Source organism: Trichocoleus sp. AS-A1, assembly GCF_039962015.1.
In the GTDB taxonomy this organism is placed as follows: domain Bacteria; phylum Cyanobacteriota; class Cyanobacteriia; order Cyanobacteriales; family FACHB-T130; genus FACHB-T130.
This window is the reverse complement of the sequence record NZ_JAMPKG010000059.1, coordinates 1-24351: the sequence shown is the minus strand read 5'-3', so window position 1 is coordinate 24351 and position 24351 is coordinate 1. Positions and strand designations below refer to the sequence as shown.

The 24351-nt window shown below is 42.4% G+C and carries 16 protein-coding genes and 2 pseudogenes; 4 read left to right on the top strand and 14 right to left on the bottom strand.

Annotated features, from left to right (window positions below; translation table 11 throughout):
* From NC994_RS26250 to NC994_RS26240, 3 genes and pseudogenes are all read right to left on the bottom strand, one after another.
* A pseudogene (locus tag NC994_RS26250) lies at positions 1-74 on the bottom strand (IS1 family transposase); the annotation flags it as partial.
* A 16-nt stretch (positions 75-90) separates the two neighbouring features.
* Positions 91-711, bottom strand: a complete 621-nt coding sequence (locus NC994_RS26245; RefSeq protein WP_190431883.1) for an iron-containing redox enzyme family protein — start codon at positions 709-711, stop codon at positions 91-93.
* Between the two features lie 188 nt (positions 712-899).
* Complete coding sequence (locus tag NC994_RS26240) at positions 900-6431, bottom strand: ATP-binding sensor histidine kinase (RefSeq protein ID WP_190431882.1); 5532 nt, start codon at positions 6429-6431, stop codon at positions 900-902.
* Between the two features lie 790 nt (positions 6432-7221).
* On the opposite strand from NC994_RS26240, the gene NC994_RS26235 reads away from it, so the two are divergent.
* From NC994_RS26235 to NC994_RS26225, 3 genes are all read left to right on the top strand, one after another.
* Positions 7222-8646 (top strand): WGR domain-containing protein, encoded by a 1425-nt coding sequence (locus NC994_RS26235; protein WP_190431881.1) that lies wholly within the window; start codon positions 7222-7224, stop codon positions 8644-8646.
* A 109-nt stretch (positions 8647-8755) separates the two neighbouring features.
* A complete protein-coding gene (locus NC994_RS26230; RefSeq protein WP_190431879.1) occupies positions 8756-9124 on the top strand; it encodes a hypothetical protein in 369 nt (122 codons plus the stop codon).
* Between the two features lie 239 nt (positions 9125-9363).
* Positions 9364-9681, top strand: a complete 318-nt coding sequence (locus NC994_RS26225) for a hypothetical protein (RefSeq protein WP_190431877.1) — start codon at positions 9364-9366, stop codon at positions 9679-9681.
* Positions 9682-9953: 272 nt separating this feature from the next.
* Here the strand turns inward: NC994_RS26225 and NC994_RS26220 are convergent, their stop codons facing one another.
* The 7 genes from NC994_RS26220 to NC994_RS26190 all read right to left on the bottom strand — a co-directional run bounded on the left by NC994_RS26220 (position 9954) and on the right by NC994_RS26190 (position 20748).
* Positions 9954-11792 (bottom strand): VWA domain-containing protein, encoded by a 1839-nt coding sequence (locus NC994_RS26220; RefSeq protein WP_190431875.1) that lies wholly within the window; start codon positions 11790-11792, stop codon positions 9954-9956.
* Between the two features lie 225 nt (positions 11793-12017).
* Positions 12018-13421: a reverse transcriptase family protein gene (locus NC994_RS26215; RefSeq protein ID WP_190431873.1), complete on the bottom strand. Its 1404-nt coding sequence runs from the start codon at positions 13419-13421 to the stop codon at positions 12018-12020.
* Positions 13422-13946: 525 nt separating this feature from the next.
* The gene (locus tag NC994_RS26210) at positions 13947-14471 is read right to left on the bottom strand and encodes a hypothetical protein (RefSeq protein WP_190429718.1); all 525 of its coding nucleotides are present in this window, start codon (positions 14469-14471) and stop codon (positions 13947-13949) included.
* A 312-nt stretch (positions 14472-14783) separates the two neighbouring features.
* Positions 14784-16424 (bottom strand): SWIM zinc finger family protein, encoded by a 1641-nt coding sequence (locus NC994_RS26205; RefSeq protein WP_190431871.1) that lies wholly within the window; start codon positions 16422-16424, stop codon positions 14784-14786.
* 71 nt (positions 16425-16495) lie between these two features.
* A complete protein-coding gene (locus tag NC994_RS26200; protein ID WP_190431868.1) occupies positions 16496-16969 on the bottom strand; it encodes a DUF29 domain-containing protein in 474 nt (157 codons plus the stop codon).
* 67 nt (positions 16970-17036) lie between these two features.
* The gene (locus NC994_RS26195) at positions 17037-17543 is read right to left on the bottom strand and encodes a YfbM family protein (protein WP_190431866.1); all 507 of its coding nucleotides are present in this window, start codon (positions 17541-17543) and stop codon (positions 17037-17039) included.
* 58 nt (positions 17544-17601) lie between these two features.
* Positions 17602-20748 carry a HEAT repeat domain-containing protein gene (locus NC994_RS26190; protein WP_190431864.1) on the bottom strand — a complete coding sequence of 1049 codons (3147 nt, stop codon included), beginning with the start codon at positions 20746-20748 and terminating at the stop codon, positions 17602-17604.
* Positions 20749-20798: 50 nt separating this feature from the next.
* Between NC994_RS26190 and NC994_RS26185 the strand changes: the two genes are divergently transcribed.
* Positions 20799-21068, top strand: a complete 270-nt coding sequence (locus NC994_RS26185; RefSeq protein ID WP_190431862.1) for a hypothetical protein — start codon at positions 20799-20801, stop codon at positions 21066-21068.
* Here the strand turns inward: NC994_RS26185 and NC994_RS26180 are convergent.
* From NC994_RS26180 to NC994_RS26165, 4 genes and pseudogenes are all read right to left on the bottom strand, one after another.
* Entirely contained in the window at positions 21034-21573 is a 540-nt protein-coding gene (locus tag NC994_RS26180; RefSeq protein ID WP_190431860.1) for a retropepsin-like aspartic protease, read from the bottom strand. The two genes, NC994_RS26185 and NC994_RS26180, sit on opposite strands and share 35 nt — an antisense overlap.
* A 303-nt stretch (positions 21574-21876) precedes the next feature.
* Positions 21877-23403, bottom strand: a complete 1527-nt coding sequence (locus NC994_RS26175) for a glycosyl hydrolase family 57 (protein WP_190431858.1) — start codon at positions 23401-23403, stop codon at positions 21877-21879.
* A gap of 200 nt (positions 23404-23603) precedes the next feature.
* Positions 23604-23744 (bottom strand): hypothetical protein, encoded by a 141-nt coding sequence (locus NC994_RS26170; protein WP_190415779.1) that lies wholly within the window; start codon positions 23742-23744, stop codon positions 23604-23606.
* Positions 23745-24026: 282 nt separating this feature from the next.
* Positions 24027-24239 (bottom strand): annotated as a pseudogene (locus tag NC994_RS26165) (LD-carboxypeptidase); the annotation flags it as partial.
* Positions 24240-24351 lie beyond the last annotated feature (112 nt).

The following is a 24351-nucleotide window of genomic DNA, read 5'->3' as shown; positions in this document are numbered from 1 at the left end:
CAAATGTAATTTTGCTTACCCCTTCTCTTGCCGTTTTTACGGATATGAGTAGATTGACAGTCTGGGCATTGCATCAAAACCAACCCTAATTCATCCCTCTATTATGCAATGCCCCTCGTGGACAGTATAGTGTGACTGGCTACCCGGTGCTGCCCAACCTCGCTCGTTAATCGTGCGGGCGATCATCCCACTAACACTCGAATACAGATGCTCCAGCATCCCCAAAGCGGCTCCACCCGCTTCACTTGATTGCGTCAGACAGTAGCCCAGAAGTGAATGATTGAAAGCTAACACTGATGCAGGACAGGGTATTTCTAAATCTTCTGGAGTGGCACCTAAAGCCCGCAAAAATTGGCGGAAGGTGTATTTGTGAGAGTTCAATAAATTGCCGTGACCATGTTCTTCAGCCACGTTTTCCATCACCGAAAGTCGCCGTTCTAATACTGGAGTCCGAGCCAAAACTGCCGCTAATGATTGCGAAAATGACTCAATTGCAAAACAAATTGGTAGCTGTGTGCAAAGAAATTGTGCCCGTGAGGTAGAGGGTGCCTGCATCCACATAAAGTAAGGATGACGGTGGAAATCATAAGCCTTATTTACCATCAGCACTGCTTCTGATAGCGTGGTGCATCTCACTATATCTTCTACATACAATTGGTGAAGTCCTACTTTTCTCTCGGTAGCAATCGAGCAATTGTCTAGGAGCTGCATGACTTATCTCTTCCCGCTAACCTTACCCCTCAGTGGTAGCCTTTCTCTACATCCCTAGTCCACCGTGAATGTGCGTATGTGAATGTGCGTAACTATGAGCTTTACATAAAGAAATGTTTAAGCAAAATTACTGAGAATGCTGCTTGTCCTCTATCTGAATAAAGGAGATCCGCTTGTGAAGACAAAGGTTAATGTTGCGGACGGATCGGAATCTCAACAATAAATTCAGTTCCCTGCCCAAGTGTGGAAAAACATTGCAATTGACCGCCGTGTTTTTCCACCACAATCTGGTAACTAATTGCTAACCCTAGCCCTGTCCCTTTACCAATCGGTTTTGTAGTAAAGAAAGGATCGAAAATACGTTTTTTGACTTCCTCTGTCATCCCAGGGCCATTATCAGCAATGGCAATCAGAACCCGACTTTCGTCTACGACACAGGTGCGAATCCGGATTGTCGGTAATTGGTAATCGCTGGTTGACAATTGGTTATCTGAATGTTGTTCTTTCCGTTCCCATGAAGACAAACAAGATGCCTGGGCTATTTCCTGGTAATGTCCTTTTGTCTTTGAATCATTACTCATTACTTCTTCCAAAGTATCGATCGCATTAGCCAGAAGATTCATAAATACTTGGTTAAGCTGACCTGCATAACACTCTATGAGCGGCAGCGAACCATACTCCTTAATCACTTTAATAGCCGGAATTTCTGTCTTAGCCTTCAGGCGGTTTTGCAGAATTAATAACGTACTATCTAGCCCTGAGTGAACATCGACCTCTTTCATTTCTGCCTCATCAAGGCGCGAAAAATTCCTCAAACTCAGGACAATTTGACGAATTCTGTCAGCCCCCACTTTCATCGAGGACAGCATTTTTGGTAAATCTTCAACTAAGAAATCTACTTCTATCGCCTCCGCTTCGTCTTGAATCTCAGACACCGGATTGGGATAATGCTTGGCATATAGCTGCATTAGGTTTAGTAGGTCTTGAGTATATTCATTAACGTGGACAAGGTTGCCGTAGATAAAGTTAACTGGGTTATTAATTTCGTGGGCAACTCCCGCTACTAATTGACCCAAGCTAGACATTTTCTCGGTCTGAATTAATTGCGTCTGAGTACGCTTAAGTTCTTGTAGAGTTTGGGATAACCGTACATTTTTTTCATTTAGCTCATGCGTCCTCTCTTGGACTTTTTGTTCCATCGAATTGTAAAGCATAGCATTTTCCAGAGAAATTGCTACCTGAGCTGAAAGTACTCTTAAAACTTCTATCCTATCGGGAGTAAAAGCTCCGGATGTCAGATTATTTTCTAAATAAAGAATACCGATTAATTTCCCTTGATTAAGGATAGGCATACAGAGAACGGACTTCAATTTATTTAGCTCTATATAAGAGTCATTAATAAACTTTCCCTCACTAGCCGCATCATTTAGAACCACATCTGAGCGAGTTCTTTTTACATAATTAATCACTGTCAGAGGTAACTCTTGACAACCTTTAAGCGGAGTTGACTGCCGAACAACAACCTCTTTTGATTCAACCGATGAACGGGCTTCAATCAGCAGTTTTTCATCTCTTACCAAGAGTAGTAAACCTTTTTGTGCGCCAGCATTCTCGATAGATATTTTCATTAAAGAAGCCAGTAACTTATCCAACACGATACAAGCAGCGATCGCTTGACTAGCTTTCATCACAGTGGTGAAGTCCAACGTATTAGAACTACTACCCGTAGAGGAATGTCCAGTAGTCGTGGGAGTATCTTTAACGCGAGGCAGAATAGATGTTTTAGTCAGAAAGTGCGGATATTTTTCATCTAAATCTTCTACTTTGCGCTTAGCTCCCCAACGTTGATAGCCGTAATAAGCTTCTGTAATATGGACTTTAGCATACTTCTCTTTTCCTTTCGCTAACCAAAACTTAGCAGCGAGTTCATTCGCTAAAGCTTCATTCTGAATAAACTCATTTTCTTTTGCGGACTCAATGGCGCGTTCATACAAGTCTATCGCCTCTAAATCATTGCCAGTGATGCGACTAATTTCAGCTTCTACTAACAGGTACTTGTGTAGAAAGTTTTCTGGACAGTTGTCTGCCCAAATCTTCATCTGCTTTTGATTCGCTGCTAACGTCTCGCAAGATTGTTTTTGTACAGATTCTGAAGCATTCGGATAGAGAGCAACTAGAATCAGTGAGTGATAAAAGTTATGTGTAGATACTGAGATATGACCGAAAATAGAAGTAAGTAGCTTTGAAGCTAACAAACTACTGTTCAAAGCTAAATCCGGTTTTTCGTATAAGTAAAGAATTTGGGCTTTTAAAATATGGAATTCACAAATTGCCGCCGAACTTTGATGTTGTTCGCAACTTGTCAAGAAGTTGGATTCGCTAATCCCATCATTTTCAAAAGATAAGGTTCCAGCAGTCATGCCTATCAAGTTCGACACCGCTAGTTTATAACCTAAAATTATATCAATTGCCCATTGATTTTTACTCTTTTGGCAAAATAGCAAAGACTGAGGTATTTGTTTTAAACTTTGCTCTAAACTTTTACATTGATGGAAGGAAGCAATGACTTTGTGAAGACGAGTATAACCTGCCCATTGCAAATCTCCAAAGTCTAGCCCCGTTTTATATGCCTCATCATTAATTGTATGACTAAACTTAATTGGCTTCACCCAATTGCTCAAGTAATTGGCAAGAACCACCAATTCTGCACATTTTTGAGCTACATTATTAAACTTATTACTTAGTTTAGTTGCTAAGACCCCAAACTCATAACCAGAGTGAGAATTCCCTAAAATTGCGCTGAGTATCATTCCATAACACGAGTAGCTATACGCTGCTCCTGATGCATAACCATAGGTGAGAGAAAGATTAACTGTTTTAACAGTAACTAGCTGCCAAAGGTCAAAATTGACAAAATATGCTAAAGGCCCCATGTTTGCTAACAATTTGACTGCTGCTTTTACTTCCGGAATTTTTATTGCTTCTAAATTAATTAAAGACCCAATCTCATGGGTTTCTAATTTCTTATTAACTTCGCCTATTTCTAGCTCAACTGCTGTTGCTAATTCCCCTTCAGGTAAGTCAATTCCTAGCAGACTAAGAGCATTACGACCTGCTTGAATTGCCTCTTGATATTTCGCAAGCATGGTATGCTGCACAATCAGCATATTATAAACTTCAGCTTTGTCGAGAACTGATTTTGCTTGAGATAGGGTTAGATCCAGCAAGGCTTCAGCCTGAGCAAAATTACCGTTTAAATACTCAATTTCGGCTCGTTTTTTATGCAATGAAAAAGCTAGATCGTAGCGTTTTACCCAAATATCGCTTGGTAAAACATTCATACAAGCAGTCAAATAGTGAAGTGCTGAGCTGTATGCGGTTGCATCTTTCGCTTTTCGAGCTGCTTCCAAATTCAATATTATTAATTCAATTTTTGCCTCTTCATCGACAATTAAGTCAGAACCGATATTTAGATGATCGACTAATTTAAAAATTATTTCTATCTGGTCTTCCAAAGGCGTACTTGCTAAAAGGAGATTGCCAATTTTGAGATGAACTGCTTTTTGAAGCGAGTTATCAATCAGTGCATAAGCTGCATGTTGCACGCGGTCGTGTGAAAATTTATAATTAAAAACTAATAGTTGAGAACTAACCCCTTCCTCTTCGGTCGTTTCCAACACAGAAGTAGGCTTAATTAATTCTTCTTTCAGAGCTGGCAAAAGGTCTTTAAAAGTTTCATAAATTGATTTCTCATAAATGATAGACAGGGTATTTAAATCGAAACTATTGCCGACACAAGCTGCTAACCGTAAAGCCTGCTGTGTTGAATTCGGCAATTTTTTTAATTTTCCTATCATTAATTCGACAACATTATCAGTAATACCCAACGCTTCAATTTGAGCGATGTCCCATTGCCATAGGGCTTTACTTGCCTCTTCTTCCCCCTGAGTAAGAAAGGTCTGAGGGGGGGTGAAGGTAAGCAGGTTTTCCTGATATAGGGTTTTTAGAAATTCATTGACAAAGAAGGGATTTCCTTCTGTTTTACGCAGGATGAGGGAAGCTAAGGATCTTACTGATTCCCTATCCGTATGCAAGGTGTCAGCAATCAAGTGGGTAATATGCTCAAGTTCTAAAGGTGCTAGATTAATCTGGTTGATGATAGCTCCATCATCGCGTAAACTATCCAGCGTAATCATCAAGGGATGAGTGGAGCTGACTTCATTATCCCGATATGCTCCAATGAGAAATAGATAGTGCGTTTGATCATCCGTCATCATCAACTCCATCAATTTGAGCGTGGCAGAGTCAGCCCACTGCAAATCATCCAGAAAGATGACTAATGGATGTTCTTGTTGGCAAAATACCCGAATAAAGTTTTGAAAGACTAAATTAAAGCGGTTTTGGGATTCAGTTGGCCCTAATTCTTGAACTCTAGGCTGAGAACCGACAATGAGTTCTACCTCAGGAATAACATCAATAATAATTTGCCCGTTAGAGCCAAGGGCTTCTAGGAGTTTTTCTTTCCACTGGTTGAGCTGTGCTTCGCTTTCCGTTAAAAGTTGCTGGATTAAGGCAGAAAAGGCGCTGACAACAGCAGAATAGGGAATACTCCGCTGAAACTGGTCAAATTTCCCTGAAATGAAATAAGCTCGCTGTTGAGTGATTGGTTTATAAATTTCTTGCACTAAACATGACTTGCCGATGCCAGAATAACCCGACACCAACATCATCTCAATATCCCCTGGCATTGGCTTACCAAACGAGAATTGGCTCACTCGTTCAAATGCTGTTAGTAAAGTATTAATTTCTTGCTCTCTGCCATAGAGCTTCTCAGGGATTTGAAATTTATTAGAGATATCATGACGACCGGGAGAGAACTCTGGAAGTTGGTTATTTATTTCTAATTGAGTTAGACAATATTCTAAATCTGCTTGAATTCCATAAGCACTTTGATATCTATCTTCAGCAGTTTTAGCCAGCAATTTCATAACAATGTCCGAAACTGCTTTGGGAATGTTTTGATTAAGCTTATGAGGCGGAATTGGCGTAAGCGCAATATGATTATGTACTAACTCTATTGCATCAGTACCATTAAAAGGTAGTCTGCCAGTGAGAAGCTCGTAGAAGGTAACGCCAAGGGAGTAAAAGTCAGTACGATAATCCAGCGAACGATTCATTCTGCCAGTTTGCTCTGGCGACATATAGGCAAGAGTGCCTTCTAAAACATTGGGATTTTTTAGGGTAGGGTTTTCCCGCGACAAAACGCTGGAAATCCCAAAATCAATAAATTTGACTTGCCTACTTTTTGGATCAAAAACAATATTAGATGGATTAATATCTTTGTGAATAATGTTTAAATTATGCAGTTTAGCTAAAGTTTCAACAATTTTTATAGTAATTTTCATAGCGTCTAAAACTGTAAAATTTTGTTTTTCCATCAATATCTTTAGAGATTGACCCCCAAAATCCTCCAAGAGCATTACTAGAGTATTTTGATATGATTTTAAATCATACGCTTTAGCAACACCATCTATATTCAACGAACGGGTAATTTCATATTCTTGCTTATACCTAGAAATTTCTTCTGGTAATGGATAGTCTTCTTTGATAACTTTAAGAATAAGAGGCAAATTATCCTGAAGTCGGCATCCTCGATACACAAGCGACTTGCTACTTTCATAAATTAGCTCAAAAATCTGATATCCCGGAATTGTTCTCATAATTATTCCATTTACGGATTTGTAGGCGATCCAGTCCAGTTAGAGACGCTTTTTGTAAGTGAACACTAGATCAGCCTATTGTGCTGAAGTAAAATTAAAACTTTATTCGATTAATTGAAAGCGTATTTATACGGAAATATAGTTTGCTCCTCAGTGAATATCAGTGTATACACAGTTTGGGCAAGTCATCTTTCTGACACTCTAAAAAATGTAACCTAAAATACTAATTGCTTTGTTGACTTGTCCAAATAAATGTAGCCAAATGTTAGAGATAGTTTGAGTAAAAAGGATTAAAAGAGTCTAACCAAGTGTATTTTAATGCTTGTAAAAACATTGCTTGCCATCTGGAACTGCATCTAATCCTCGTTCAAAAAACTTATTCTTGAGATTCGCCTGCCAGTGGTGAATTTTTAAGGATTGCAAGACCAACCGAAAAGACTGGGATGTTAATGATTTTACAAAAAATATATAAATCTGTATTTATCAATAAAAAATGTTTTATGTCTAATTTTTATAAAAAGTTAACAAATGGACTTTTTTCTTAATTCTACTTTAATTACTATATTTATTTGATATAAAGTTGACATACATATACGAATCCAAGGAAGTGAGCTTGAGCTGAAATTTTACTGATTTTCATTTATGAATGCCAAGTGCAAAGTTAAAAGAGGATTTATGCTATTTTTGAAATTTTAATTTTCTCCTTTTAACACGGCAGAATACTGAATTAAGAATGGAAAATTTTAGGCAAGATAGATATTTATTAATACATACAGAATTGGAGGAAAAAATGACTCAAGAGAAAACGTATCTAGAATTGTCAGAGTCAGATAGTAGTTCTCACAAATTTTATGAAGTAATTGTCAACGGTACGGAAGTATCGATTCGTTACGGTCGCATTGGTGACTCAGGACAAACTCAAGTTAAAACCTATCCAACCCCGGAAAAAGCTAAAGCTGAGGCGACCAAAAAGATTAATGAGAAACTGAAGAAAGGTTACGAACAAGCAGTTATGGGAGTGCGAAGTAAACGTCCCGTGACTCGACGGGAAATAAAGAGCGATCGCTCAACTGCAAACCAAGCACCTGTAGTTTGGAAATTCGCCTCTTCTTCCCCTGCTTTCGGTATCTTTATTGACAACTCGCGCTGTTGGTTTGGCAATCAAGCGGGTCAAATTTTTGCTCTCAGCCATACGGGAATTGTCCAAAATCAGTTTCGTCTTCCTGACGGCGTGAAGTGTATTGTCGCTGATGAAGGCTGGCTTTATGCTGGGTGCGATGATGGCAAAGTATACGATTTGACCGGAAAAATTCCGCGTGTCGCTTATGAAATTGCCCCCAATGTGAATATCTTCTGGCTAGATATCAAAGATGCCATTCTCGGTGTTTCTGATGACACTGGAAATGTTACAACAATTAATCACGAAGATGAATCTCAATGGACTAAAAAAAGTAGTGGCGAGTATGGCTGGATGGTGCGCTGCGATGAGATTGGTATCTATCACGGTCACAGCAAGGGCGTAACCATGTATGACTGGGAAGATGGAACGAAGATTTGGAATCAAAAGACTCGTGGCGAGGTGCTGTTTGGCTGGCAAGAAGAAGCATTTGTATATGCTAGTACCAGTGAGAATCAAGTTTATTGCTTCACTAAGAAAGGCGAAGTTAGCACAGTTTATCAATGTGATGCACCCGTTTATTCTTGCGCCACTGCTGAAGAAGGTAAATATGTCTTTGCAGGCGATAATTTCTCCTCAATTTATTGTTTTAGTCAACAAGGGGAGCGTCTTTGGAAACTAGCCACTGGCTGCGGTTCTGCCTTCTCCATGCAGTTTATAGATGACCATCTCTACATCGTCACCACCGATGGTTCTCTTGCTTGCATCGATGCTAGTGAAGCTGCAATCAAAGCGGCGCAAGCGGGTACAGTTCCCCAGGCTATTAACATTAAAGCACCTACTGCCGTTGCCGCAGCCGTTCCTTCTAATACTTTAGAAACGACATCGAACGCCAGTCAGGGAGTAATTGTCGAGTGCTTTAAAGAAGGTGGGAAGTTAAGAATTCGTGCTGTTTCTCCTGGTTATAATCCCAGTTGGAAAGTGCAATTTCCTCAGGAGATTCGCTCCGAAGGTGCGCGTTATCTGGTGGAAGAGGTGCGCGAATCTTCTCGCGGTGGATTTTATCGTGCTTTTGGGGATATTAAGAAATTAGTGTAGTAGTTGTAGGCTGCGCGATCGCTTGCTCTAACTTATGCGATCGCGCCTCTTTTACAGAATGCGATCGCTATAATGGTGTATATCGTCTCAAGTAATGGAGGAAACCATAGTGTTTGATTTTATCACTGGTCTTTTCAAGTCCGGCGACAGTCGCAGTGAATTAGAAAGATATATTGAGGATGAGTTGCAATTTCGCGAACAAGAGTTTGTAAAATATGTTGTAATGCAAAGTAGGTTTGATGTTAATTCGGCTGAAAAAACCTGGTTCACGAGTCAAGATAAATTAAAACAAAGAGCTTATTTGTTACTCCTGCTTGAATGCGAAAGCCAGTCAGGAAAAGAAACATATGAGCAAGTTGGGAATTTACATTTCTTATCTCCTGAGTTCAAAAAAGCGAGAGATATAAATATGAAAAAATATGGTTTACACCTTTGGGGAGATGAATTCCTTCAATTCCATGAGCCTCAACTCCACTAAAGTTTTTTTTGAGAACACGTATAGCAACTTACTGCAACTGATATTCTGGGGTGTGGTACTTTTGGTTACAAGCCTTATCAATTGCACTGATTCTAGTTAATAGGAGGCTTTATTTCATATTAATTTCAAAAGTTATAAAATAGCTTGGTTATATTTAATTCTATCCAGCTTAGCCATATGCGTTCTATCTGTCTCACAACTTTAAAAAACTGGTATTAAGAGCCTGGGAGAACTAACTTATGGTTGATCGTCTATATAGCTCAAGTAATATTACAACAGAAGAAGCACCCTTTAAAGATTACTTTGAGCAATTGGTGTTTGAGTTTGGGGAACAGTACGAAATATGGAGTCGGAAGGAAGATTTTGGTCGAAGGATAGCCGCTAGTGTAGTAAATCGTCGCTCATTGGTTGCTGTAATTATTTACTTCAAATACAAAAGCATTAGCATCTCTCATCCTCTCAACGAAGAAGTAATTGATCTAATACGGCAGCACTTAATATCAGATGCAACAGAAGATTTACAAATTAATGTTCTATCTTCTCTGCAAGATGCTTGATAATTGGCTGAATAAACGCACAGGCAATAACTCAAGTTACGATGTAAATTTATCTGCTGAAGGTTGTACTGACTAGCGGAATGGGCTACCATTTCGTAGTCTATCAGCCGAGGTTTTAGAAGTAGCAGGATATGAGTTTTTTTTACATTGCTCATTCTTGTGCATTTGCTCGGCACTTAGAATTTTGTATCATAGCAATCTAGAGCGCCTTTAATAATCCTGCTACTTTGATTCAAGCAGTTCAGAGTGCGATAACTTAATTAAAAACTGTTTTACTGAACTAACCTGCGAATCTTCCCATAAGCAACATAAGATCCGCCATTCTTTGCCTCTTCCACTTCATCAACAACATAAAGAACGTTTTCTTCTCGAATGTCGCGGGGAAAGCGGATGTTGTAGTTAGGATCGTACCCATCTGACACGACTCTGGCTCTCAATTTACTGCCTTCTTTCACGCACTGCACGATAACTCCATCACCTACAGTATCAATTGTTTCTAAATCGGCGGCAGAAGCTGGTGCATTCAGCTTTTGTCGTTTTGGACTGGAAGAAGATGCACCATTTTGAGATGATGCGGCGCGTTCTTGCCCAGGTTGCACTAACCGGCGAATGTTACCGGAGACGCGATAAAAGCTACCGTCAGCAGATAGATTGATTTCATCAACGATGTAGGTGACACCTTCTTCCCGAATATTGCGGGGAAATTGCACGTTGAAATCAGGATTGTAACCGTCGGAAATGACGTGAATCCGCAACTTACCACTAACGCGATCGCATTTCACCAAAACTCCCGCATCCACGCTGGAAACTGCCTCTAAGCTGTTGGCACTCGCAGCAAGTCCGCGCAATTTTAAATCGCCGCGATCGCGTGTAAGAGCCTGGTAAGATTGATCTCGCATCTCCTTGCGACTGACACTATCAAACTTTTTGCTCTCCAGGCGTTGTGCATAATAATCCAGTTGTTCCATCTCTTCGGCAACTTCAAAGGATTCATGCAATGCTTTGAGCTTGAGATCCTCGATTGTCTTGCGAAGTTTCTGGGAAGCGGCGGTGTAGTCTCCTTTGTCGGCAAGTGCGATCGCTTCATTTTTTACCTTACCAATCCTCAGCTTACTTGTTTGCTCCACAACCGATGCATCTGGCTGTACATTGTTGGCTGACTCAGCATCAGCAACCGTTATACTAATCGAAATTTCGTCAGTGAATTGTTGAATGCTGCCATCGACAACCGCTTGATATTTATAAGCAATGGTGGCAATATTTGTCACCCCAATATTTGTTTGTGGATGGATTGACAATTCTACAGCTAACTGCTTATTTTCTACCTCATAAACATCGCCGCAGAAAACTTCTAAATTGTTGCCAATCGGATTAGCTCGGTAATTGTTGAGAATCCCGGTAATTTTTACAGAATCTTCTTGTTGCAGCGTCACCGTCAGATTTTGCGCGACAACAGACGTGAGGCTTTCTAGTTCAATTCTGAATACATCAGTAGCATCGTCAGGTGATTGGATGAAATAGAAGTTTCCCCCGGCAGCATTTGCCATACCGATGAGCAAATCTTCATTAAAATAAGTTCCAAATCCTAAAGTTGTAGTAATGATTCCTTGTTCGGCTTGTTGTCTTGCAGTGTTAATTAATACTTGAGAATCAGTAATGCCAACATTCGCCTGTCCATCTGTTAATAATAAAACGCGATTGATGCGTTCTGTGGACTGCTGAGATTTTACATTGTCGCATCCCATCAACCAGCCGCCACTCAAGTTAGTACACCCGCCAGCTTTTACCTTACCAATTAGCGAACGAATGGCAGCTTTATCCTGAACCAGTTGGTGCTGAAGAATTGTTTCTGGCGTATCGTCATAAATTACAACTGAAAGATAATCCTCCGGTGTCAAATATTCCACAAGCCTTTGTGCAGCTTGAATAGCATTCTTAAGTGACGCTCCCGCCATCGAGCCCGATCTATCAATTACTACACTCAAATTAAGCGGAAGACGCGGTACTTTGCTGCGCGTTTCTTCTTCAGCCTGGAAACTAACAATCAAGTCTACAGTGGACGGGGTAGCGGCTGCAATAAGCGATTGACTCAGGGAGTAACTTGCTTTCATTTGTAGCGTCCTCTAGATATTTTGTGCAGTTTCTAGCGTCGATTCGAGAATGCCGTTTTGGTGATTTTTGGCTTAGATAAACTACAAGAATTGAGATGGAAATTTCGGATTTTTTATGGAGACAATTGCATATTTTTCAACTTAAAACAAAAACAATATTTGTAGGGATATGGCATTGCATACCCCTACAAATATATCGCTAACCCGGAATAACTTTTTTTAGTATTAGCGTCGGTATTTATCTCGAATTCGTCGTATCTGCTCTTGAAATTCAAGACCCTTTTGCGGATTAACCATAGCGACGAAATTGGCATAGCCCTGAATTGAAGCCATCACATTATCAGCATTTCCCCAATGCTTACCTTCTAAGCCATCTTTCTCGATTTGGAACAAAGTAGCACGAAAACGTTTTAGCTCTTTTTTAGAAATATTTGGATAATCATTCACCACAACGCCAGTAACTTCCTGCTGCCGATTCTTCCGCAAAATTCTAGTCTTCTGTTCGTTAATCGCAAACCCTTCGTGAGTCAGGATTGACTGGGTGCGCTTGAGAATATTGCAGATATGGCGGAGGCTGTCACCAGAAGCAGAAAAAGTTAAATCGTCAGCGTAGCGAGTATAAACAAAACCCAATTGTTCAGCCATACTGGTAAGCCGTCTATCTAAGCGGCGACACATTAGATTCGTAATTGCTGGAGAAGCTGGCGAACCTTGGGGTAAATGTCGATCTGTCAGTGCTACATAATAAGTTTTGCCGTCTAATTCAACCTCCTCGATATCCGGTTGAGTACACAGCAAGCCGAAAATTGTTGCCGCAGCTTCTGAATAACCGAATGAGTGAAAAAGTCCTTTAACTCGCTTATAGGAAATTGAGGGAAAGAAATCTTTTAGGTCAAAATTGATAATTATGTCACGTTTTACGTGAGGTTTAGCGTTGCTGACAATCGAGCGATCGCGTCTAAAACCATGAGCTGCATCGTGCAGTTCTAGCTTTTCCAAAATATTACCCAAAATCCAATGCTGCGCCTGCTTCAAGCGTGGCATCGGTGCCGAAATCAACCGTTCGCCACCCGTTTTTTTAGGAATCTTGAAGCGGATATAGTGAGAAATTGTCGAAGTCTTGCGGGAAAAAGCCAGAAAGCGCAATTGTCCCACAGTAATTCCCATTGCAGCGGCAATTTCGTAGGGTGTACCGCACAAAGGTAATCCATAACTTCGCAACCTTTCCTCATTGCACTCAGTATAGTTGAGTCCGCCTGAGACATCTTCACCGAGATAAAGGATTTCTCGCTCTTTTCTTTGTCGCCAATCTTCCGCTCGTTCTTGCCTTTCCCGTTCCCGCCGTTCTTTCGTCTCCTGTCGCTTTCGCCGCGACTCGGCGAGGCGTTGCTTGAGTAGCTGCTTGCGGAGTTCCTTTTCGTTGTGAAGACGCGAACTCTGCTGTCGCAGTTCATCAAGTTCTCGCCGGATCTCTCCCATCCGCCGAATGTCATCGGCTGGATCTTGGGGTATCTCGCCTTGTGCAGGCCAGAACCCATAACGTATCATCTCTTCGAGGATAAATTCCTCTTTGCCCGTTTGTCGGATGCGATCGTAGAGTTCCTGGCGGGTACGAGGCTGATCTGACATATTTGTAGAAGTAGCGATGCGTTTCCGCAATTATAGTACATATGTACTCTATTCAACAGCACAATAATCCCTGAAACCTGGAATTAATGGAGGCTGGAGCCTGCAAGAAATCATTCCCAGCATTTGACTAGGAATCAGAGAAATCATTACTTGTAAGAAAAATCACGCGCCGCTATCAGTTGGTTGCCCCTTCGTAAACCCCTCAGGACTAGATTGCTCTACTCAGCGGAGCCAGCCCTAACCAGTGGAGTCATTAGTTGGTGAAACTCACCCGTAATGCTCTGGGTAGGCTAGTAATTTCACGGAAACCAAACCGTAATACTCCGGGGTGGCTCCGCTTAGTAAAGAGCAGTCTAGTGATGCGTGTCTAAACTAAACGCAAGGACGACGATCCATCGTCCGGATTGCAAGGCTGTTTACCAATTGAGCTAAGGCGCGCGATCGGATTATTGTACCAAGATTTTGGTAAAAGCACTAGATATAGGCAGGCATCGCAACAAACCGCTATATGTAGTGTCTAATTTTCTAGTCACGCCCACCTACCAAATGAGTCCTCAGCATATCTAAGTTAAGGTCAATAGTTGGTGCATTAATGCTGACTAAGTTGCCACCCTTGAATGAAAATTTTTCGCCGATTACCTCTTTTGTCCACGGTGCTTTGTCATTCCACTCCTCCAAAGGTCTTGGAACCACCCACACTACCTGAACTCGACGTGTCCATATACCATTTTGGCACTCAGCTTCATCAGGATGATTTACTATTTCAACCACATGGGTTACGCGATGACCATGAGAGAAATGATTTTGACACAAGACTATGCGATCACCCTTACTGGCTTTTTTGGCATCTCTTTCCTTACCCGCCAGCATCCTCTTAATTTCTTCCTGGCTCTTACCTTGCTTACTGCTTTCGTTCACTGCCCAATGCAACTCGAACTCATGGTTTCTCAGACATTTCTCGTAAGACCACTCTTTTCTTTTACGAATAGTATTGTTTACCAGCTTGAGGTATTTAACGTTTAAGTAATTTCTATCTGATGCAGATGTCATTAAAGTTTAGATTTGCGTAGTTATTGTGTAGGTAAAGTCTGCACTAATAAAAGCTGAAATAAAAAAATTACGCGCAGCTATCAGTTGGTTGCCCCTTCGTAAACATCTCAGGACTAGATTGCTCAACTCAAGCGGTCTCAGGGCTACCCCCTTCTTACACTTCAGGGAAGTCCCACCGGGAAAGGGGGTAGCCCTGAATGACCGCACAGTTAAGAGCAGGCTAGTGGTGCATCGCTAGGCTAAACGCAAGGACGACGATCCATCGTCCGGATTGCAAGGCTGTTTACCAACTGATTAGGTGCGCGTGATTCGTCAATACTGACGGGCGTGTTGCATTCGCAACGCCAGAATGTGTTCGCAAGGGCCTTTGTACAGCTTATTCTGTTGATGCCAGTTGCAAGTACATTCTGCGGATATTATACGCTCATCTGCGTCAACTGTCAATGAGGGATTCAAGGTTTTACCCTTGTCTGAAACATTACCTTGCAGAGTAAACGCTCTCGTAGCATCGCTGGTAACATTAGCCACCTGCACAGCATTGTAAACCAAAAAACGGGTAGCTTTCTCTTCTCGCTCATTGGCAAAGCGCAGCCGTTCCATCGGCAAAGGTTCTCGTGTCAGTTCCCGCACTCGATAAACTTGCTTATTTAAGTCATAAATCGCACGTCCTGCTTGCGTATAAGCACTTAAAGCACCGAGAACTACGGCACGGTTTAAACCAAGGCGTTCCGCAAGCGAGTCGGGACTTTCTACCCAATTCTTCTTCAGCGCCTCGAAAATTTGTTGCTGCGTCCATTTGTCGATGTCGGCGCGGGGTGCCATTAAATCAAAGTTACCAGATTGCGCCCAGTCGTTTGCCGTCCATCCCGATAAACCGAGGGTAAAAGACATATCGCCTAAGTCAGCGACATAGAAGGAAGGCATACCCGTACCGAGTAGGTGAACGGTAAACTTTTTCGCCACGGGGATGAGACGTTCGAGGATGTGGAGGCGGCGGCGTCCCCAAACGCGGATTTCTTGTGATTGCGATCCAGTGTAGAGCGATCGCGCACAAACCACCTCTATCCCCCACGGATCGAACGTTATCCGCACGGGTTCCCCAGGTTTAAGATGGTAGCGCATACTGCGAGGCCCTTGCTTTTCCTTGTGGCGACGCAGCACAAAGCACATATTATAGATATCCATCGGATGCAAATCAACTCGCGTCGCTGGTAAAGACATCGCCGAACTAACTTGCAAAAATCCTCTTACCCAACTGTCGGGTAAATCGATTTTGATTTCTTTAAAAGTTTCTTCACGAGTGGTTTGAACTTCAAAACCAGAAGGGTCGATTTCAAATCGAGTTGTCTTGTAACTGCGGATTTTCTGAAACTCGTCGTAAAGTGCTGCTGAGTAATCAATATTAGTCGTACCGCAGGCAAACTCGTTGATATTCTTAAAGACTTCGTAGCTGGCACCGAGACGCCCATAACTGGATTCATCTTGACTGAAACATTCAAAAAATACTTCATCGGGATGAACTGTAATCACCGGGTCGAGAACAAACCAAGCATCGCGGTCTTTTTGATAAATGTAATCAAAATAGCGGCGTTGTGCTTTGTAGAAAGATTCCCGCCGCTGGTAACTATGCTGGCTTAATTGATTGAGTTCATCCTGCAAGGGCTTGATTTGATTCGCAACTTCTTGGCGTTGTGCGGCGATAACTTGCCAGTCTAGATCCTGTTGTTTTGCTGCCCATTCTTTATATGCCGTTTTGTCTTTGGGTTTGAAACGCATATCGGAGACGACAACATCGTGTAACACGCTAATCGCTTCCCGAAAAGCGACATTCTGACGCAATTCTCCAATAAAGTACGTGGGTTCGCGTTTAGTATCGGGAGAAAAGGACATCCGGGTATTTGCGCCGCTTTCATTAACCGATGTGTTTCCGTTGTAGCTGTAGTTAAATTCCATAATCTCGCGAAGTGATGAAGGAGAATTTTTAACCGCAGATGAACGCGGTTTTAGAGGCGGAGCCTCGCTTATCAAGCTTCGCCAGGAAAAAATGAAGAATTCAATACTTCTCGCTCCAAGTCATAAGGACAAATAGGAGGAAACTCTACATAATCTAATGATGTTTCGCAGACAGCTAAATTCAAGGCGCTTGGATAGGCTTCCTCTAGTGCAGTAGGTAAATAAGGCTGCAAACTAGGGCTTTCTTCAAGCAATTTTAAAATTTGGTATCGCTGCTCTCGAATTGTGGCAAGCCAACTTTTAGAACGGTGACTAGACTGAAATTCCCACTTGAGTAAATGACCCAATAAAATTCCCAAACGGTTCCTTAACTCCCGTCGTTCCTGCCTGCCCAAAGACTCAATCTCCTCCGCCAAGTTTTGGATATCTAAACTATTCAATTTTCCTTCTCGAAGCAACTTTACTTGCTCTTGCGTCCACCCATAGAAATCTGCTTCGTAGACGCTAGAAAATTTACCAGGTGATAGTATAGGTTCTGCGGTCATATTTCACCTCTTAAAATATACCGTTGATATGAAAAAATCGCATTTCTCTAACTATTTATTAGTTGGCTTACGCAATGTAGAATACTATAGCATTCCCAAACTTTGCGGCATCTTGAAAAAACTTGACCACTGGAAGATAGTAGAACATTAAATACTCGAATTCATCAGTTCCCCTTTCCCATATATTTGGATAAATTTTAGCTGCGGAAAGTGCTGAAGGGTGAAAACGTGCTTGCAAGTCTGCTTCAGAAATTTGTGATAATGCTTCTGCCACTTCTTGTACTTCTTCAGGCATTAGAAAACGCGCTGGGCCATAATCAAACTGCGGATTATCTGGATCATCTAGTGGGGAACCTCCCATCACCACATTGACTAGGGGAGGTTTGCCTTCGTACCTTGTTCCAGTAAGCAAAAAGTGGATACCATGCCAAGCTTTGTCTATATCCAGATAACTTTTATCTGAATATTTAGCACCATCATCAGGGAATAAAAAGCCCAGAATAGAATCAGGATTTTGTTGCAATTCAGCAAGCCGAACTGTCGTAACCCGTCTATAGTTTCCTCTCATTCCCATAATAAATCTCCAAAAAGCAGATACTCGATCCTAATGTTATGGTGTTTCTCCTATCTAACTAAGTTCTAACTTGGACAACTGGTTTTACCTGAATGGGTAAGGATATCTGAGGATAAGCTTTTTGAATTTTCAGCATTATCTGAATTGCTGTGGCTTTGTCTCCGATTGCCATTGTGACAGATTGTCGGGTGAGAATTTCAGTGACAATTTGTGCAGCTTCCTCGCTTTTTTGGGCTTCGGTATCTAGAAAAGCAAATATTCTTTGTTTGGAAACTCTTCCCCGATTGACACCGGACAGGACGCTGATAAAGTATGGCGTTAGGTCTCGCAACCGTTGGGAATTATTTACAGCATGGTTTTCTAGATAGTTAGTAGCAAAGGTCTGCATATCTGTTGAGGGATGTTCGCTGAATTTGAGTAGGTATTCTTGTCCATCGGTTTCTTTGAAGTTGCGAGTTACTAAATCGCGCCCAAAAGAACGAACATCTTCGCGAATGCTGTCACAGACGCTAACCATTACTTCTGGTGTCCAATCTTCATTAGTGAAATCTGTGCTAAAAATTCTAGATGCAAATTCTCGCGAATCATCCCACTTTGACTCTAGTAGCCGCACTGCTGATAACATTTCTTGGGAGTTGGTGCGGATACGGTTTAAGGTTTTTAAAAACATCTCTCTTGCGGCTTCACGCACTGATAAAATTTCGTGATTGGCAAGTTTTACAATTTCAGTTGTGTCGAAGTTGGGAAGAAAGCGATCGCTATTTTCTTGCAAAACCAAACCCCCCAATTCCTGGGCGACTAATGATTTAGCGCGAAGAAGCTGCATCGCACGTTCTTTGCTGATGTTAGACATCCATCCGGGGATATCTTCTCGCAACAAACCCAATAAATATTTGTGAACACCTTCGTGTCGTTCTGGCGTAATTAAGACATCAATCAAGTCAGCCGCTAACTCGGCGCTAAAATTGAGTTGATTGGTTGCCAAACGTCGAATCACCGGACGAATTGCGTTACGAATATCAGCGACAGCGTTAATTGCCATAGAGACGATGAGAATGCGATCGCTTAAGAGTCTCTCATCAGGTAGTTGCCCAAAAATCCTCACCCCAATACCGCGTACTGACTCATAAGGAGAGGCAAGAAGTAATTCAATTAAATCTGGCGGTAGATCAACAGCACGAATATCATGATTTAATAGAATTCTTGCGCCTAATTCTTGAATTTCCAGTATCGGGTGATTAAGTAAATCAAGGATTACACCAAACCCCAAATTACGCAGTTGCGGCGCAAAACAGAGCAACAAAGTTTCACTAATTTCTCTTGAACTATCTGTTTGCGTAGGTTCTAGTACCAACACAGCAGCAATAATTCTTCCGATGAGTACCCTGGCGGTGGTATCGTTTAAAATTGATGAACTTAGTAACCTTCGCGCAAAAGCACGGGTATCAGCTTGTTGACTGGTCACTAAACCCGCGATAAAGTCGCTGGATTCAAAAAAGAATTCTCGTTGCTGTTCGATCCAACGATAGGCTTGTGTACGTGCTTCTTGGAAGGCACAATTAGCAAGAGCCAAAACTAATTCTCTATTGGGTTGGGTGGGATTGTAGCGATCGCGTGCGAGTAAAAAACCGAGTTCGGCGGTTACTTCGTAGGGTTGATTTAGGAATTTGATTAATGTGTCTATGTCGAGGCGATCGCAAAATTCTTTGCAGACGCGCAACGCTTTAACTGCAAAATGATGAACGGGACGGCAATCACTTTCTATTAATAACTGTACAAGTGCTGCTGGGTTTTGCTGCCAAAGTTCGGAAAAAGCTTCTTCTCTTACTTGCGGTTCTGGATCTCCCGGTTTGTAACCATCTTGACAACGCCATGCTTTAGGATGGGAGGCATAGCGGGGACTGTTTTCGTAAAGAATAGGATTAAAAATTAGGTAGCCAGCATAAGTATCCCAACCTCTAGTAAAGCTTTCGTAGGAACGGCGTTGTCCGTTCCATCTCCTGAAAGTTGACTGCTTGGCTGGTTGAGCGTCATCATCGGAATACTGTAGGAGAATATTGACTGCAAGATTGATATAGTTAGAATCGCTTTCTTCACCCAAAGTTTTAAGAGTTCGCCAAACTCGCCGCCGCAAATAGTCACGAGTTTGTTGGCTGTAAGCTTTATTTGACTGCGGACTCTTGAGTTCTTCAGTGTAACGACGTTGCCCGATCCTATAATATTCGCGCCTTACCGAGTCCCATTCCCAACCTGTACGTTTATTATTAAACGTCCCCGGTTCTTTCTCGAAAGCGTAAGCAAGGATGCCAAAAACTTCTGCATCATGGCGATACTCAGCCATCTTGAAAATATGGCGAATTCGCTGGAAGTAGTTAGATTTAAAAGGTGTTTCGCATAAAATATCGAGTAGTGCTGGACGCACGTATTGGTTATCAATTTGATAAATAGTATCGAGAACGGAAAAACGCCTGTAATCGCTGCTATTTAAATAATCGCGAAGTGTAGTTGCAAATGTTTCTGCTGTTCCATTTCGGGCTAAATCGCGCAACTCTAACGGCAGTTGTTCTATCTTCTCAGAACGCATCTGCCCTTGTGTCTGTTCATCTGATAATTTAAATAGTGCTTCCCAGGCGATGCGGCGGACGAATTCAGCAACAGATTTATGCTGGGAAAGTTCCCTGACAAAGGGAATGGCACTCTCATCCCCACACCAACCCAAAGCCCAAGCGATGCAATAATCTCTCAAAGCTTCGCCAGTTCTAATGAGTTGAATTAACAACGGCGTAGCTTCTCTAATTTTAAGTTCGCCAGCCCGCCAAATTGCCCGTTCCAAAGGCCATTTTCGATTGTCTCGGTTTGCCAAACGGTTCAGTATAGCTTGGTGGCGCGGATCGCTGCTAGCAACTGGGACATTATTTATCTGTGGGATTGTGGGGGGTGCAGGTGCCTCGCTAGTTGTTCCAGCGGTGGCATCCCGATAACCTTTCTGAATTTGGGAGTCAACCAGTTTATCGAACACTCGCTGCGCTTCTGCTAAAGGCACCGCCTGAACTGTCTTTGTGCCTTCCTTGAGCCTTGTGCCGCGTCGTCCGTAGCGGAAGTTAACCAGATAGCGGTTTTCGCCTCTCTTGCAGAGATCGACTTCGTAGACTTTATCTGAACTCCCGGCTTGATAGAGAAGCGTAGTCCGTTTGATGAGTTCCATACGAGTGTCTCGCAGCTTGCTGCCTAAATTAGTATAAATGTACTAAATAATTGCCAGAAGCGATCGCCCTTTTTGGAGAACTCGTCAACGCTGTTTATCGCGGTTCTCGGTTGACTCAAATACAAAACCCAACTCAAGTTGGAAGTATGCAGAAATTAGGCGGGTGCGTAGGCGCAGAGTGGGAAAATCGCTTAAGCGATCGCGATTATCAAAGTGCCGAAAGAAGTGCCGAAAGAGCGATTCTCCCCCAAATTCAGCCTCACCGCATAGCCTCACCACATAACCTTAGCGACGGTGGAACTCAACGACATCGCGTTTAATCGTGACATCGTAATTGCCAAAGAAGTCGTGTCCTAACAATCCCATATCTTGTTCTGGGCCAGCGATCGCAACTAGCACTTTGTTAGCCACAGCACCATCTACAGCAATCGATTGCACATAGCCGACGGGAAACTCAACTCCCACCGCACTCGCCGTATCAGCTTTAACAGTCTTCACCGGCACCACTCGCAACGCTGATGCCATCTGGCGGGTAATCATCGTGCCGCTAGCCCCGGTGTCTACAATCATCTCAAAAGTCTGTCCGCCATTAAAGGTTACATCAATGACGGGTGTGCCACCGGCGCGGCGTTTGATCCTAGCTTGAAAGACTCGTTTGTTCGCCTCATCGGTGCCGCAGAGACTCCCCAAGTCTATCGTTCTGCCCCCCGGTGCTACCATGAAGCAAGCCGCGTCCTGAGCCTTAGCCGCCTCTGGCACCCCCGCCACGGCTGCGTAGGAAACCAGCCCAGTTAGAGAAACTACCACGGTTAAAAATCGTTTCATCTTGCTTTCCTGTCTCATTAATTGAGCGCCCAGCAGATTGATTATTGCTCAATTCGTTAATTTCTGATGGCTGCTGAATGGTGTTACAACTCTGGCTTATGGCAAGTGCTTTTGTCGAGGGCGATCGCCTGCGTGGGTCTCTCCTAATCGCTAAAGGATTGATTCTGTAACTCCGCCTCGCAGAGGGGTCTGAGGAGAGGTCTGCCGACTTGTATGTACACCGTAAGCTTTTGAAGCGGGTTCAAGAATCTCTCAACCTTGGCACCAGCCAGTACAACCTCTCGTTTTAGACAACCTCTCGCCTTAGAAAGTATCCTGAAGAAGTGTTTCACCTCGTCGGTATATTTCACGAGCATAGTCAGTCCAAGCTCCTTGTCCCCAATAACGAAAACAGCTTGTTTGAAGCAAAAGATTATTCATCAGTGCCTCTCGATAGCTAGATTGTTGGGTAACAGATTCCCCAGCAGAACTCTGGCTTGATTCTGCTTCCCCTTGGAGCAATCGGTCGATTTTATCGTGAAATAAAGCACTGAGTTTATTCATTGGAGTCAAGACATTTTCATATCCCTTCACCCAACTCAGATGATTTGTCCAAGAAGCGCCATCCATGTGAAAGTTTGGATTAATCTGCTTTAATTCTGCAATCGCATTAGCAACCGCTTCTGGGGTACAATTTTCGGCGGGTACTCGCTCCCAAATTTGGTGTTGACCAATTGCTTGACAAGTCGGATAATCTTCAGGCGTGCAACCTGCGGCTTCTATGAGTTCCAAGTATTCTGTACCTGTCATTCCGACAACGCCTGTTTTTCCTCCGCCTTCATTTGCCATTTGATACCAGGCTTGGTTGAAGGCGCTAGGAAATTCATTCATCATCACGCCGCCATTTTCACCATCTCCAATCTGGGTAACAATGGGGGGTACCGAAACTTTACCTAATTGCTGCCGAGATAAGGTTTTAGCTTCGTAATAAGGCTGCATTTGCGCCACTAATTTTGTATCGGAACCTTGAGTCTTAATTAGTGCCGTAATACTAATCGTTTCGCCATTAGAATTTCGCGCCACCAAGCGGTGAGGTAAATGCTTATAGGACAAAGATTGACCAGTTAGGGTTTCAACAGAATGTTCTTGAACCATTAACCAACGGTATCCACATTCTTTCAGCGCTTTTACAAATTCATACAGCGTATCTGGGTGGTTGGGGAGGTGCATTTCTGGAGGAGAAAATCCTTTCACTCGCGCCAGTGCATCCCATCCAAAAATGGCTGCAAAATGATGTTGCCATGCTTGAATATGTAATTTGATATCGGGAATCGGGGTAGAAGGAACAACCGCATGACTCCACATTGTCCCCAGCCATTCTACATAAGGCTGGTAAGTGGGGTTACAGGTGATGCGCTTGAGATTTTCTAAGATGTCTCCTCGTCCCATTTGTCGCAGTCCCCAGAATAGATTCCCGGAGAAATCTAGCATGACGCGGGGATTGCAACCATTCGCAACCAATTCGGGAATAAAATCTGCCATACGGCTATAACAATAGGCAAATGGCCCTGCATTATGGTTGTCTCCTTCGTAGGGATGCTCAAACATATATTGCAGGTTGCTCTGGAGTTCGCCATTCGCCCCAGAAGGGATGGTAGGCTGGTGCATATGGAGCGCGATCGCAAATCCAGCCGTTACATCTTCTAACCGAATATTCGTAGTAGGTAAAAATACAGGGTTATCCTGGTTTACGACAGCACTAACTTCTTTTTCCCATCCGGAAATGTTAGGCAATCCATCAATTACTTCGGATAAAACGGGAAGCGTCGTTTTAGGAGATGAGGAAACCATTACAGATTGCTCTAATATTAGATGAATTTATTTAATTATTATATAAAGGATTAGTCAAATAATTATATTGTCTTTGGTACTGTAAATAGTCAAACAGAAATTTCTTCAACCATTTACAGTACCAAAAACGATACAAAAATCGCACTAAGATAATGCGCGGTCAGTAAAGCGATGCCACAGGCGATCGCTTTCAGATTGCTTTAACCTTTGGTTCGGCGAACATGATCGGAAATTCGCTGCTTGCGTTCCTCTGAGTTTCTAGGAGATGGCTTGATAAAATCCCCTGAACTCCGGGATAAATGTTCCATAATTCGCTTCTTGCGGTCATCTGCACTTGCCATAATTTACCTGCTAAGTAAAAGTGTTATTGTGGGCTTTACTGTCTATTATTACTAATAAATTTAAAATCTGCATCCCGCTAAGGGGTTAAACCCCTTGTTAACTGTTTTTCGTTTCAATTAATTTAATGTTAGAACTTCTACTCAGTTTTAACCAAGCTCTTGCCCCAGCAAAATTTCTCTAAAGAAAACTGCCGGAAAATTTAGAATTTCAAACACATTCAAGTAGTATTTAGCGATTAATCTATTTAAGCGGCGACCCGAATAAGAGCAACCTAATCCAACTCATTTAACAGATGACTCTAGCATCCGAATTGTATTCTGATTGGCATCAATTTCTACTTGCACGCCGACTGGCAGAGTAAATTTATCTTTAATGTGACCAATCTGCGAACCATACCAAGCTGGAATTCCTAAAGGTTGAATGTGTTCTCTCAAGACTTGCGATAAAGTTAGGGAAGGTTGATTATCTTTGGGTTGGCAATCGGTACATTGCCCAGGGCAAGCGCATCTCAAATGCTATTGACAAGCGGGTTGAGAGTTCTGATCAATTTGGGTTAAACAAGCAGCCAAAATCTTGAGCATGTAATTATTATCCATAGCAGCTCGG